12 protein-coding genes are annotated in these 13,128 nt (G+C 65.2%); 4 read left to right on the top strand and 8 right to left on the bottom strand.

Translation table 11 applies throughout. The features are described 5' to 3' along the window. Positions 1–93: 93 nt before the first annotated feature. The 5 genes from ntrB to ACZ41T_RS06485 all read right to left on the bottom strand — a co-directional run bounded on the left by ntrB (position 94) and on the right by ACZ41T_RS06485 (position 4,821). Positions 94–1,008, bottom strand: a complete 915-nt coding sequence (gene ntrB, locus ACZ41T_RS06505) for a nitrate ABC transporter permease (RefSeq protein WP_464923661.1) — start codon at positions 1,006–1,008, stop codon at positions 94–96. Positions 1,009–1,075: 67 nt separating this feature from the next. Further along, complete coding sequence (locus ACZ41T_RS06500) at positions 1,076–1,489, bottom strand: globin family protein (RefSeq protein ID WP_464923660.1); 414 nt, start codon at positions 1,487–1,489, stop codon at positions 1,076–1,078. Between the two features lie 35 nt (positions 1,490–1,524). Then, a complete protein-coding gene (locus ACZ41T_RS06495) occupies positions 1,525–2,796 on the bottom strand; it encodes a CmpA/NrtA family ABC transporter substrate-binding protein (protein ID WP_464923659.1) in 1,272 nt (423 codons plus the stop codon). 257 nt (positions 2,797–3,053) lie between these two features. After that, the gene (locus ACZ41T_RS06490) at positions 3,054–3,623 is read right to left on the bottom strand and encodes an ANTAR domain-containing response regulator (RefSeq protein WP_464923658.1); all 570 of its coding nucleotides are present in this window, start codon (positions 3,621–3,623) and stop codon (positions 3,054–3,056) included. Between the two features lie 475 nt (positions 3,624–4,098). Further along, entirely contained in the window at positions 4,099–4,821 is a 723-nt protein-coding gene (locus tag ACZ41T_RS06485; RefSeq protein WP_464923657.1) for a dienelactone hydrolase family protein, read from the bottom strand. A gap of 85 nt (positions 4,822–4,906) precedes the next feature. Between ACZ41T_RS06485 and ACZ41T_RS06480 the strand changes: the two genes are divergently transcribed. Next, positions 4,907–5,659 (top strand): energy transducer TonB, encoded by a 753-nt coding sequence (locus ACZ41T_RS06480; protein ID WP_464923656.1) that lies wholly within the window; start codon positions 4,907–4,909, stop codon positions 5,657–5,659. Between the two features lie 150 nt (positions 5,660–5,809). On the opposite strand, the gene ACZ41T_RS06475 is transcribed toward ACZ41T_RS06480, so the two are convergent. The 3 genes from ACZ41T_RS06475 to apaG form a co-directional block, all read right to left on the bottom strand. Then, a complete protein-coding gene (locus tag ACZ41T_RS06475) occupies positions 5,810–8,152 on the bottom strand; it encodes a heavy metal translocating P-type ATPase (protein WP_464923933.1) in 2,343 nt (780 codons plus the stop codon). 86 nt (positions 8,153–8,238) lie between these two features. After that, positions 8,239–9,495: a murein transglycosylase A gene (mltA, locus tag ACZ41T_RS06470; protein ID WP_464923932.1), complete on the bottom strand. Its 1,257-nt coding sequence runs from the start codon at positions 9,493–9,495 to the stop codon at positions 8,239–8,241. 108 nt (positions 9,496–9,603) lie between these two features. Next, a complete protein-coding gene (gene apaG, locus ACZ41T_RS06465) occupies positions 9,604–9,987 on the bottom strand; it encodes a Co2+/Mg2+ efflux protein ApaG (protein ID WP_464923655.1) in 384 nt (127 codons plus the stop codon). Between the two features lie 95 nt (positions 9,988–10,082). On the opposite strand from apaG, the gene rpe reads away from it, so the two are divergent. The 3 genes from rpe (at position 10,083) to trpE (ending at position 13,118) form a co-directional block, all read left to right on the top strand. After that, the gene (rpe, locus tag ACZ41T_RS06460; protein ID WP_464923654.1) at positions 10,083–10,766 is read left to right on the top strand and encodes a ribulose-phosphate 3-epimerase; all 684 of its coding nucleotides are present in this window, start codon (positions 10,083–10,085) and stop codon (positions 10,764–10,766) included. A gap of 83 nt (positions 10,767–10,849) precedes the next feature. Then, a complete protein-coding gene (locus ACZ41T_RS06455) occupies positions 10,850–11,533 on the top strand; it encodes a phosphoglycolate phosphatase (RefSeq protein WP_464923653.1) in 684 nt (227 codons plus the stop codon). A 109-nt stretch (positions 11,534–11,642) separates the two neighbouring features. Further along, entirely contained in the window at positions 11,643–13,118 is a 1,476-nt protein-coding gene (gene trpE / locus ACZ41T_RS06450) for an anthranilate synthase component I (protein ID WP_464923652.1), read from the top strand. The last annotated feature ends 10 nt before the right edge of the window (positions 13,119–13,128 follow it).

Genomic DNA, 13,128 nt, shown 5'->3' with positions numbered 1-13,128 from the left:
TTTCCTTTAGTGGAGAGTCGAGAGCTGTGAGTCGAGAGTTTGTGAGCGAGAGCTGGCTTACCTGCTCTCCGCTCTCGACTCTCCGCTCACCACTTATTCGTAACTAAACCGCTTCGCGATCAGCATCAGCATCTGCTCCAGCAGCAGTCCGACGATGCCGACGACGAAGATGGCGATGATGATGTGGGCGACGTTGAGGTTGTTCCATTCGTCCCACACCCAGAAGCCGATGCCGACGCCGCCGGTGAGCATTTCGGCGGCGACGATCACCAGCCAGGCGACGCCGATCGCCAGCCGCACACCCGTCAGCACATACGGCAGCACCGCCGGGAACAGGATCCTGGTGAACACCTTGAACTCGGACAGGTTGAGCACGCGCGCAACGTTCATGTAGTCCTGCGGGATGCGCTGCACGCCGGCGGCGGTGTTGAGCACCATCGGCCAGATGCTGGAGATGAAAATCACCCAGATCGACGCCGGTTCGGCCCGTTGCAGCACCAGGAGGCCGATCGGCAGCCAGGCCAGCGGCGACACCGGGCGCAGGATGCTGATGATCGGCGAGAGCATGCGGTTGAGGAAGTCGAAGCGGCCGATCATGAAGCCGAGCGGGATGCCGACGGCGGCGGCAAAACCGAAGCCGATGCCGACCCGGCCCAGCGAGTTGAGGATGTTCCAGCCGATGCCCTGGTCGTTGGGGCCGTTGTCATAGAACGGGTCGGAAAACAGTTTCACCGCGGCATCCCAGGTTTCGCCGGGGCCCGGAATCTGCCCGCCGCTGTTGGCGACCAGCGCCCACAGCGCCACGAACAGCAGCATGCCGAGCAGCGGCGGGATGGCATTCCTGAGCAGGGTCCGCGTGCCTTCGACGAAGCGCTTGCCCGATTCGGTTTCGAAATAGGGCGTGCACCGGACGGGCGCTGCGCCAGCGGATGCTTTGGATGCCGGGGCGATATCCTCGCCCGACAGGATTTCGTTCAGACTTTCGGGTGTTGCATTGATTGCGCTCATATCGCACTCCTGAGTGTTAATGGCGCCTGGCGGCCGCCAGTGCCTGTCGGGCAGGCGGCCGAGGCTTTCATGCCGGGGTGTAGGCGGCCTGTTTCATGGCGGATGCCAGCGTGTCATAGGCTTCCGCCCAGGCGTCCTCGACAGCCGGGGTGAACTGCTGTCCCAGCCCCTTGGCCAGGGTCCAGATCAGCGCGCTTCCCACGGTGTCGTAATGCGCTTCCGTGACGCCGTAAGCGATGTGACGGCGTCCCAGATCCTCGACGGCGCCGAGAAGGGGTGCCAGATTGTCGAGGCTGCTGACGACCATGTGGATCATGGTCGTCAGCTTGCGCCCCTGCTCGATCATGTCGCCCCTGAACAGGCTGCGCAGCGACGGATCCAGCGCGAACAGCTGGCCGTAAAACAGCTGGGCCGCGCTGTCCTTGATCGGCAGCACCTGCTGCCAGCTGCTGCGAACCAGTGTGATTTTTTCGGGTGTCATGACGTATCCTTTCTGTGATCAGACCTTGATTTTGGTCAGGCTTTGATTTTGAAACTGTCGGCATATTTCACCGGGTCCTTGCCGTCCCACACCACGCCGTCGATCAGCTTGCTCGAACGCATGTCGGATTTCGGCAGTGGCGTCTTGGTCATCGCCGCAGCGGCCTTGTAGATGTCGATACGGTTGACCTTCTTCGCCACCGCCAGGTAGTCGGGGTGATTCTTCAGCAGGCCCCAGCGCTTGTGCTGGGTGAGGAACCACATGCCGTCCGACAGGTAGGGGAAGCCCACCGTACCGCCGTTGTAGAACTTCATGTAGTCGGGGTCTTTCCACTTCTTGCCGATGCCGTTGTCGTACACCCCACGCATGCGGCCCACGATCGAGTCGAAGTCGGTGTTGACGTAGGATTTGGCGGCGATGACCTTGGCCACCTCGGCGCGGTTCTTCATGTCGTCGATGTACTTTGACGCGTCGAGAATGGCCGCCACCATGGCGCGCGCGGTGTTCGGATACTTCTCGACGAATTCGGCGGTGGCGCCGAGCACCTTCTCCGGATGGTCCTTCCAGATTTCCTGCGACGTCGCGGCGGTGAAGCCGATGTTGTCGCGGATCGTGCGCGCGTTCCATGGCTCGCCCACGCAGAAGCCGTCCATGTTGCCCACCCGCATGTTGGCGACCATCTGCGGGGGCGGCACCACGATGTTCTTCACGTCGCGGAACGGATCGATGCCGTACGCGGCCAGCCAGTAATACAGCCACATCGCGTGGGTGCCGGTGGGGAAGGTCTGGGCGAAGGTGTATTCGCGGGGTTCGGCCTTCACCAGCTTGGCGAGCGAGGCGCCGTCGGTCACGCCCTTGGCCTTGAGCTGATTCGACAGCGAGATCGCCTGACCGTTATGGTTGATGCTGGCGAGCACCGCCATGTCCTTCTTCGACCCGCCGATGCCGAGCTGCACGCCGTAGATCAGGCCGTACAGCACGTGCGCCGCGCCGAGCTCGCCGTTGACCAGCTTGTCGCGCACCGCCGCCCACGAGGCTTCCTTGCTCGGCATGATGGTGAGGCCGTACTTCTTGTCGAAGCCCTTCACCGAGGCCATTACCACCGACGCGCAGTCGGTCAGCGGAATGAAGCCGATGCTGAGCCTGGGTTTTTCCGGCGCGTCGGAGCCGGCGGCCCAGGCGCCCTGGCGCACGCCCGGAGGCACCAGCGCCATCAGGGCGGCGGCGACGGAAAGTCCGGTGGTCTTTTTCATGAAGTCACGCTTGCCCGGATCCTGCACGAGGGATTTGTCCTGGGTGTCGCTCACGGTGGTTCTCCAAATAAAAAGGCGTCGCCTTGAGGGCGGACGCCTTTGTCCAGTTGCGAAAGAGTTGACGGTTACGCTGAAAGCCACATCGTTGCGACTGTTCAGTTGAGGATTAGCAACCGCCGTGCCAGATGCTTGATTGTCTTGCAGTGCAAGGCTTGGCGTGGAATCTGTCTTGCGGCGCACAAGTCTGGAAGCCTGTGCTGCGCACTCGTGCGGTGCGTATTCGTGGTGCCATGCACCAATCGGTGCAGCACTTATCGGACTGCTGTTTTTTGCAGAATTTGCCGCGCGATGTCCGCCAGCTTCAGACCGCGATCCATCGCCGCGCGGCGCATCTCGCGATATGCCTCGGGTTCCGATGCGCCTGTCTGCTTGATGAGCAAGGCCTTGGCCTGATCGACCAGCTTGCGTTCCGACAGCTCAAGGCGCGTCTGCTCCAGTTGGCCGTGCAGCGCCTGGTACGCTTCGAAGCGCGACACTGCCACGTCGAGAATCGGGCGGATGCGCGCCGTGTCGAGGCCGTCGACCACATAGGAGGTCACCCCCGCCTGCGTCGCCGCGCGGATCGACTCCGCGCTGCCGTCACCGGTGAACATCACGATCGGCCGCGGGCAATCCTGGTTCGCCACGCAGATGTGTTCCAGCGTGTCGCGATCGGGCGAGTTCTGCGCAATGATCACCACGTCCGGGCGCAGCGCCTGCATCTGCGCGTCCAGACAGCGTGCGGAATTCAACGTGGCCGCGACCACGCAGCCCGCCGCTTCCAGGGCGGGCACCAGCATTGCCAGCCGTTCGGGCTGATTTTCGACAATCAATACACGCATGTTCGTCTCAATGTTTTTACCCGACCGAAAAAAGGCGGTCTCCGGAGAGGCCGCAAAGTCGGAGGAGACTGCCTGTGCGTGGTTGTTGCCGCGTCAGCAGCTTACAACCACGGCCTCTCCCTTGCGGGGACAACCACGGCCTACCCTTTGATGGAGCAACCGGGCCTTGCGGTTTGGACACTCAGTTGGGATGCAGCAGGTGTCGTGCCAGCTCTGAGAGTGGTTAATTATCAAATGCTTATATTGATTTTTGGCTGCTGTGAGGTGAGTTGGGGTGAACGGTTGTGGTGCGTGGGGTGGGGAAATGGAATCAAAACGGGGCACAAACGACGTTCGTCATTGCGAGCGCAGCGAAGCAATCCAGTCTTTTGTTTCGCGCGGAGCACGCTTGGCGGTTGAGCCTTCACGGAGCTGCTGACCGTTGACCGGGTTACCCCGGCCAACGAACCCCAGCACATCGCCCCATTCAACTACATCACTGACACTTCATCTCCGTCGTCAGCCTCATCCACTGCATCGACCAGTTTTTCGTCCGCGTCCGCGCATGCCGCGTGGCAATCTTCTCCTCCGGCGTCTGGTCCGGACGGAAGTCGAACGCACGCCGCGCCATCGGGTACTCCTGCCATTCCACCGGCACCCCGCGCTCCCACAGCGCATAGAAGGCGCGTCCGCCATTCATGCGGCGCAGTTCGTAATCGGCATCACCAATCAGATAAAGCATCGGCGTGGTGATCAGCATGATCTCCGGGGCGACGCGGAACAGCTGATCCGGTTCGGGCGCGTTGGGGTTCTGCATGTGGCCGTAGTAGCTGACGATGGCGGCGACATCGCCGCCGCGCTTGGCGGCCAGCCGAATCGCGTAATAGGGGCCGCGCGAGAGGCCGACGATGCCGACCGGCCGCTCTGCCAGTCGGGGGCGACGACGAGAAAGCCCTGGGCGGCAAGTTCTCGCACGTGCGCGCGTTCGTCGCCTTCGTGGCCGCGCTTGGCGTGGATGAACAACACCGGCGGGAAGGGGCCCTTGCCCGCCGGTGTGGCGATTTCGACCGGCACCTCGGAGCCGTCGGCGGCCTTGATGGTGGCCTTGACGAGTTCGATGTCGTTGGCCAACGCCGGCGCGGCAAGCGCCGATGCTAAGATGGCGCCCGCAATGGCGAGTCTTCTCATGATCTACTCCTGTCGTTTTTCCGGCCCTCATTCCAGGCTGGCACCCCGATTTCCTGCGCTGTCAAAAAGTACCCTGAAGGGCATTAATGCCGGTGAATGCTTCCATTGAGGAACCGATGATTCCGCCCCGGCTGCGGCGAGTGCTGGCTGCTGCGTGGATTTCGCTGGGCTTGCATGCGGCACTGATTGCGCTGGTGCAGGTGGTGCCGCCGACGTCGCTGAGCCTGGGCGAGCCGGCGATCGAGGCGCGGCTGGTGTCGGCGCCCATCGCGCCGCCGGCTGTGGATACGCCGCCGGCTGCAGAGACGCCCCCGGCGCCCGCAGTGAAAGCGCCTGAAAAGCCCCCCAAGGCCGTGCCGCTGCTCGCGCCGAGCGAGACGCCCGAGGCGCTGCCGGTGGCCGAGCCGCCTGCTCCGCCGCCCGCTGAGCCTGAGCCGCCTGCCGCTGAAGCATCACCTGTCGCCGAAGCGCCGTCTGTCGCCCCAGCTGACTCCCGGCCGGCGCCCGTTGCCGCTCCACCGGCTGCGCCGGCGCCGGTCGCGACGATCACCAGTTCGGTCGATCTCACCTTTTACACTGCACGCGATCTCGATGTGCAACCGCGCGCACTGCGTGAAATCGTGCCGGACTATCCCTTCGATGCCGACCGCCGACGGCTGTCGGGCAAGGTGCGCCTGCAGCTGAAACTGGAAGTCGACGGCCGCGTCAGCGACATCGGAATCGTCAGCGCCAGCCCCCCCGGCGTATTCGACGAATCGGCGCTCAAGGCATTTCGCGCTGCGCGCTTTGCGCCGGCGCAAAAGGGCGGCCGTCCGGTGCGTGCGCTGGTGATGATCGAGGTGGTGTACGACTGGGAAGGTCGGCGCTAATACGGAGGTGAGGGGGGGCCGTGCGTGGTTGTTGACGCTTCACGGCCTTACCAACCACGGCCTGCCCCTTGCGGGCGCGCCTGCAAGTTGTGTCGTTGGTGACCCGTCAGGGAGCCAAAGGCTTAAAGATTCAAGCGGCCACGCCGGCGCTCATTCGACGCGGCGGGCCGGCCGCCAGCGTTTGAGGGTGAGCGCGTTGGTCACCACGCTGACGCTGGAGAACGCCATTGCGGCGCCGGCGATCACCGGGTTCAGGAAGCCTGCCGCCGCCAGCGGAATACCCACCACGTTGTAGACAAACGCCCAGAACAGGTTCTGCCGGATCTTGGCGTAGGTGCGTTTGGAAATATCGATGGCGTCGGCCACCAGTGCCGGGTCGCCGCGCATCAGGGTGATGCCGGCGGTGTGCATGGCGACGTCGCTGCCGCTGCTCATGGCGATGCCGACATCGGCGGTGGCCAAGGCAGGCGCGTCGTTGATGCCGTCACCGACCATCGCCACCGTCTGGCCCGCAGTCTTCAGCTGGCTCACCTGGGCTTCCTTGTCCGCCGGCAGCACCTCGGCCAGCACGCGGTCGATGCCGAGCGCCGTAGCTGCGGCCTGCGCCGCACCGCGGTTGTCGCCGGTGAGCATGACGGTGGCGATGCCGCGCGCCTTGAGGTTCGCTATCCCGGCGGCGGCCGTGGCCTTGACCGCGTCGCCGAACGCCAGCACGCCGAGCGCGCGGCGGTCGCGCGCACGCGCCAGCCACGACACGCTGCGGCCCGCGGCTTCCTGTTCAGCCGCGGCGGCATCGAGGGCGGCGGTGTCGACGCCGTTCTCGACCATCAGCCGGCGGTTGCCCAGCCAATACAGTTCGCCCGCCGTCTCGCCGGCGAGGCCGCGCCCCGGCAGCGCCTGCTGTGCCCGCGCGGCAGTGGGCGCGACCCCTGCCGCAGCCGCTTCGGCCAGCACCGCGCGCGCCAGCGGGTGCTCGCTGCCCGCCTGCAGGCCGGCCGCGATCGCCAGGATTTCATTTCGCTCAATGCCGTCCGTGGCCACGCAGGCCGTCACCTGCGGCGTGCCGTCGGTCAGCGTGCCGGTCTTGTCGAACACCACGGTGGTGATCTTGTGCGCCAGCTCCAGCGCCTCCGCGTCCTTGATCAGGATGCCGTGGCGCGCGGCGACGCCAGTGCCGGCCATGATCGCGGTTGGGGTGGCGAGGCCGAGCGCACACGGACAGGCGATCACCAGCACCGCCACCGCGTTGAGGATGGCGACTTCGGCGTCGCCGCCGAGCGTCCACCAGGCGATGAAGGTTACCAGCGCGATGCCCATCACCACCGGCACGAACACCGCGCTCACCTTGTCCACCAGCCGCTGGATCGGCGCCTTGGCAGCCTGTGCGTTCTCCACCAGGCGGATGATGCGTGCCAGCGTGGTCTCGGCACCCACCGCCGTGGTGCGCGCGACCAGCATGCCGTGGGCGTTGATCGCGCCGCCGGTGACCGCGTCGCCCGCCTGCTTGTCGACCGGCAGCGATTCGCCGGTGAGCATGGATTCGTCGATCTGGCTTGCGCCTTCGATCACTTCGCCGTCCACCGGCACCCGCTCGCCGGGGCGGATCACCACCAGGTCGCCGACGTGGATGGCGTCGATCGGCAGGTCGCGATCGACACCGTCGAGGCGCACCCGTGCGGTGAGCGGACGCAAGGCCTGCAGGGCGCGGATGGCTTCGGTGGTCTGGCGCTTGGCACGCGCTTCCAGCCACTTGCCGAGCAGCACCAGGCTGATCACCACCGCCGAGGCCTCGAAATACAGGTGCGTGGCGCCGGCATGCGTCAGCAGCAGGTACAGGCTCAGGCCATAGGCGGCGCTGGTGCCCACGGCCACCAGCAGATCCATGTTGCCGCTGCCGGCACGCAGTGCCTTCCAGCCGGCGCGATAAAAACGCGCACCGAGCCAGAACTGCACCGGTGTGGCGAGCGCCAGCTGCAGCCAGCCCGGCAGCATCCAGTGCACACCAAACGGGCTGCCGAGCATGGGGACAACCAGCGGCAGCGACAGTGCGATGGCCAGCGCCACGGGCCACCAGTCGGGCAGCACGCGCGCCGGCGCGGCTGCGGCCTCGCCGGCGGATTGCGGCAGCTGCGCACCGTAGCCGGCGCGTTCCACCGCCGCGATCAGCACGGCCGCCGGGACGCCCCGCGCCACCTTGATCGTGGCCTGTTCGGTGGCCAGATTAACGCTGGCCTCGAGCACGCCGGGCACCTTGTTCAAGGCTTTTTCCACCCGCGCCGAGCAGCTGGCGCAGGTCATGCCGGTGACGTCGAAGACGAAGGATTCGGTCGGCATGCCGAAGCCGGCTTTTTCGATGGCACGCTGTACCGACACCACGTCGGTTTCGCCGGAAACCGTCGCGGTCTCGGTCGCCAGGTTAACCGTAGCGTCGGTGACGCCCGGCAGTTGGCCGAGCACTTTTTCCACCCGCGCCGAGCAGCTGGCGCAGGTCATGCCCTGGATGCCGACCGTGAGGGAGGAGGGGGACGTGGCGTTCGTCAATGGCTACCGATCGGGAGCAAGATTCAAGAAATGCCTGTTCAGCGGCGGACGCTGAACAGGGGATAGTCCCTGGGCAGCAGCACCCACATGCGGCCGCGCTGCTTCATGCGGCCGGCGAGTTCGCCGGCCTTGTCGCCGAAGCCCCAGAAGAAATCGGCGCGCACGCCGCCGCGAATGGCGCTGCCGGTATCCTGCGCCATCACCAGCCGGTTCAGCGGCAGCGTCGAATTGGGCTGGGTGGTGGCGAGGAAGACGGGCGCGCCGAGCGGGATGAAGCGCGGGTCGACGGCGATCGAGCGGCCGCCGGTCAGCGGCACGCCGAGCGCGCCCAGCGGGCCGGGCAGGTTGTCGGGCAGCTCGCGGAAGAAGACGAAGCTGGGGTTGCTGGCGAGCAGATCCGGCAGCTTGTCGGGGTTCTTCGCGCCCCAGTTCTTGATCCCCTGCATTGAGGCCTGTTCGAGTTTCAGCTCGCCGCGCTCGACCAGCAGTTTGCCGATCGACTGGTAAGGATGGCCGTTCTGGTCCGCGTAGCCGACCCGCATATGCGAGCCGTCGGGCAGCTCGATGCGTCCCGAGCCCTGAACCTGCAGGAAGAAGAGGTCGACCGGGTCTTCGGCCCAGGCGATGGGTTTTCCCTTGAAGTCGTCGCCAGCCGTCCCGATTTCCTTGCGGGTGGGGTAGGGCACCAGTTTGTTGCCGAGCAGCCGCCCGCGCAGGCGCAGGTTTTTCAGTTCGGGGTAGACGTCCGCCAGTTCCACCGAGACGAGGTCGTCGGGGGCGGCGTAGAGCGGAAAGTGCGCCCGCTCGGTGCGCACGCGGTCGCCTTTCAGCAGGGGCTCGTAATAGCCGGTCACCATGCCCTCGGCGCTACCGTCGTCCTGCGTGGCCTGGTAGGGCCGGAAGCGCCGTTCGAAAAAGGCGCGCGTCGCCGCGTCGTCGGGCGTCCCCATCGCCGCCGCTTCGCTGCAGACCGCCTGCCACGCGGTGCGCCTGGCCAGCGTGGAACAGCTGCGCAGAAAAGCGCTCCAGGTTTCGCTGACGGTGTCGTCCTGCCAGAAGGCCACTGCCGCCCAGCCCACCGGTTTGAGCGTGGGGTAGGCCGCCGCCGGCGTGGGAATGAGCGCCGGCGGCGCGGCGGGTGGCTCGGGCACCGGTTGCTGGACCGGTGCAGGCATGGGTACGGGTGCCGGGACGGGCGTCGGGATGGGGAGGGCCACAGGCGGTTCCGCGGGCGGGCGCACCGCGCAGGCTGACAACAACAGGGCGAACAGCCACGGGTTTGCGCGTAACAGCATCACGGGTAAAGAAGACTCACAGCAAAAACACGCCCCGAGTATAGCAATGGGGATAGGGATCAGGGATCAGGAGTCAAAGGGGATGAGCGGCTGCGCCCTTGCCCCCGATCAATGCAGAACTCTGGGCATCGACAGCGTGAACTGGGGGATCCCGGCGTCGAACTTGTTGCCGTCTTCCGCCACCATCTGGTAGGTGCCGCGCATGGTGCCGACCGGGGTGGCCAGCGCGGTGCCGCTGGTGTATTCGAAGTGCTCGCCCGGCCGCAGCAGGGGCTGTTCGCCGACCACGCCGAGGCCCTTGACTTCCTGGGTAACGTCCTCGGCGTCGGTGATGATCCAGTGGCGCGAAATCAGCTGCGCGGCCACGGTGCCGCTGTTGGTGATGGTGATGGTGTAGGTGAACACGTAACGGTCCGCCGAGGGATCGCTCTGCTCGGCCAGATATGCCGTATCGACATTGATGCTGATCTGATATTTCTTGCCTTCGGCCACGGTTTTGCTCGATGGGTTGGGATGCTCGAAGTGTAACGCAATGGTGTGGCGGACTGCTAAAATGCCAGGATTTCCCAAATCCTCCGGAGCTTCCCATGACCTACCGCATCGCCCCGTCCATCCTGTCCGCCAACTTTGCCCGGCTTGGCGAGGAAGTCGACAACGTACTCGCCGCCGGCGCCGACATCGTCCACTTCGACGTGATGGACAATCACTACGTACCCAATCTCACCATCGGCCCGCTGGTGTGCGAGGCGTTGCGCAAGCACGGCGTCATCGCGCCGATCGACGTTCATCTGATGGTGAAGCCGGTCGATCGCATCATCCCCGACTTCGCCAAGGCCGGCGCCACCTACATCACCTTCCATCCGGAAGCCTCCGAGCATATCGACCGCACCATCGGCCTGATCAAGGAAAACGGCTGCAAGGCCGGCCTGGTATTCAACCCGGCGACCCCGCTCGACGTACTGGAGTACACGCTGGACAGGCTCGATATGGTGTTGCTGATGTCGGTCAACCCTGGCTTCGGCGGCCAGAAGTTCATCCCCTACGTGCTCGACAAGGCGCGCGCCGTGCGCAAGATGATCGACGACCGCGGCCTCGACGTGAAGATCGAGATCGACGGTGGCGTCGGCCCGGCCAATATCGCCGAAGTCGCGCGCGCAGGCGTCGACACCTTTGTCGCCGGCTCCGCCATTTTCGGTGCCGCCAAGGACAGCGACCCGCAGCGCTACAACAGCGTCATCGCCGCCATGCGCGCGGAGCTGGCGAAGGTCTGATTTTTCCTCCGCGAAGGACGCGAAGAAACGCGAAGTAAAGATTTTCTTCGCGACCCTTCGCGTCCTTCGCGGATAAAACAAATATGAAAAGTTTTCCCCTCCCCATCAAGGCCGTCGTCATCGATCTCGACGGCACCCTGCTCGACACCGCGCCGGACCTGGCGCACGCTGCCGAGCTGATGATGGCCGACCTCGGTCGGCCTTGTCCGTCGCTGGCAACGATTTCCACCTACATCGGAAACGGTGTGTCGCGGCTGGTCAAGCGCGTGCTCACCGGCGAGATGGACGCCGAACCCGATGCGGCACTGTTCGAAAAAGCCATCGCTGCGTACCAGAAGCATTATGGCGCGAACGTCTCGCTGCATTCGCGCGTCTTTTCTGGCGTGGTCGAGGGGCTCGACGCGTTCAAGGCAATGGGCGTGCATATCGCGTGCATCACCAACAAGGCCGAAGCGTTCACTCATCCGCTGCTGAAGGACACTGGCCTGTTCGATTATTTCGAGCTGATCCTGTCCGGCGACACGCTGCCCAGGCGCAAGCCCGACCCGCTGCCGTTGCTGCATGCCTGCGAGGTGTTCAAGGTCGCGCCTGCCGAACTGCTGCTGATCGGCGACTCGCTCAACGACACCCAGGCTGCGCGCGCCGCGGGCTGCCCGGTGTTCTGCGTGCCTTATGGCTACAACCGTGGCCGTCCGGTCGCCGAGCTCGACCTGGACGCGGTGGTGCCGACGCTGGCCGAAGCGGCAAAGATGGTACGAAAAGCATGAACCACAGAGGCACAGAGACACAGAGATTTTCGATGCATGATCGATGGTGAAAACCGCCGATAGTTGATGCTTATTTTCTCTGTGCCCTCTGTGTCTCTGTGGTGAAAAAATGACTGAACAAGACTTCTTCGACCTCGCCCGCCAGGGCTACAACCGCATCCCGCTGGTGCGGGAAATGCCCGGCGACCTGGAAACGCCGTTGTCGGTGTACCTCAAGCTGGCCAACGCGCCCTACACCTATCTGCTTGAATCGGTGGTGGGGGGCGAGCGCTTCGGCCGCTACTCCTTCATCGGCCTGCCGGCGCGCACCGTCATTCGTGTGCGCGCGCATCGGCTGACGCTGGAAACCGACGGCGAGGTGGTGGAAGAACACAGCCTGCCCGATCCACTGGCCTTCATCGGTGAATTCCAGGCGCGCTTCAAGGCCGCGCCGGTGGCGGGGCTGCCGCGCTTCACCGGCGGGCTGGCCGGCTACTTCGGTTACGACACCATCCGCTACATCGAAAAGCGGCTGGCCGACAAGCACAAGGACGATGTGCTGCACACGCCGGACATTCTCCTGATGCTGACCGAGGATCTGGCGGTGTTCGACAACCTTGCCGGCAAGCTCTATCTCATCACCCACGCCGACCCGATGCAGCCGGATGCTTACGCACAGGGCCACCTGCGTCTGCGGGCGCTGGCCGACCAGCTGCGAGCGCCGGTGCAGCTGCCGACCGAGCCGGTGATGGCGGCGGACGAGCCGCAGTCGGAATTCGGCGAAGCCGAGTTCAAGGCGGCGGTGCAAAAGGCCAAGGATTACATCGCGGCCGGCGATGTCATGCAGGTGGTACTGAGCCAGCGCATGTCGCGGCCCTTCAACGCCTCGCCGCTGTCGTTGTACCGCGCGCTGCGCGGCCTCAATCCGTCGCCCTACATGTTCTATTACGATTTCGGCGGCTTCCACGTCGTCGGTTCTTCACCCGAGATCCTGGTGCGGCTGGAGGGTAACACCGTCACCCTGCGGCCTATCGCCGGCACCCGTCCGCGCGGACTCACGCGTGAGGACGACCAGCGCCTGGCCGAGGAACTGCTGGCCGATCCCAAGGAATGCGCCGAGCATCTGCAGCTGCTGGATCTGGGGCGCAACGACACCGGACGCGTCGCGGTCACAGGCAGCGTCAAGGTGACCGAGCGTATGCAGATCGAGCGCTACTCGCACGTGATGCACATCGTTTCCAACGTCGAGGGCCGGCTGAAACCCGGTTTGTCCGCGCTCGACGTGCTGCGCGCCAGCTTTCCCGCAGGCACCGTGTCGGGCGCGCCCAAGGTGCGGGCGATGGAAATCATCGACGAACTCGAACCGACCAAGCGCGGCATCTACGCCGGTGCGGTGGGCTATCTCGGCTTCAATGGCGACATGGACCTGGCCATCGCCATTCGCACTGCGGTGGTCAAGGATGGCAGGCTCTACGCCCAGGCCGGCGCCGGTATCGTCGCCGACTCGGTGCCCGACAACGAATGGGTGGAGACGCTGAACAAGGCCCGCGCTGTCATCCGCGCGGCCGAACTGGCGCAGGCGCGCTTCGGCACCCTGACGGAATGACCCGGGGCTA

It is taken from the genome of Thiobacillus thiophilus, assembly GCF_055378705.1.
The sequence above is the reverse complement of the archived record's forward strand: the minus strand, read 5'-3'. Positions and strand labels throughout refer to the sequence as shown.

Bases quoted from the DNA above. Each gene is read 5' to 3' on its own strand.
- ntrB (WP_464923661.1), bottom strand. From the start codon at position 1,008: ATGAGCGCAATCAATGCAACACCCGAAAGTCTGAACGAAATCCTGTCG.
- ACZ41T_RS06500 (WP_464923660.1), bottom strand. From the start codon at position 1,489: ATGACACCCGAAAAAATCACACTGGTTCGCAGCAGCTGGCAGCAGGTG.
- ACZ41T_RS06490 (WP_464923658.1), bottom strand. From the start codon at position 3,623: ATGCGTGTATTGATTGTCGAAAATCAGCCCGAACGGCTGGCAATGCTG.
- ACZ41T_RS06485 (WP_464923657.1), bottom strand. From the start codon at position 4,821: ATGAGGGCCGGAAAAACGACAGGAGTAGATCATGAGAAGACTCGCCAT.
- ACZ41T_RS06480 (WP_464923656.1), top strand. From the start codon at position 4,907: ATGATTCCGCCCCGGCTGCGGCGAGTGCTGGCTGCTGCGTGGATTTCG.
- ACZ41T_RS06475 (WP_464923933.1), bottom strand. From the start codon at position 8,152: ATGACCTGCGCCAGCTGCTCGGCGCGGGTGGAAAAAGTGCTCGGCCAA.
- mltA (WP_464923932.1), bottom strand. From the start codon at position 9,495: ATGCTGTTACGCGCAAACCCGTGGCTGTTCGCCCTGTTGTTGTCAGCC.
- rpe (WP_464923654.1), top strand. From the start codon at position 10,083: ATGACCTACCGCATCGCCCCGTCCATCCTGTCCGCCAACTTTGCCCGG.
- ACZ41T_RS06455 (WP_464923653.1), top strand. From the start codon at position 10,850: ATGAAAAGTTTTCCCCTCCCCATCAAGGCCGTCGTCATCGATCTCGAC.
- trpE (WP_464923652.1), top strand. From the start codon at position 11,643: ATGACTGAACAAGACTTCTTCGACCTCGCCCGCCAGGGCTACAACCGC.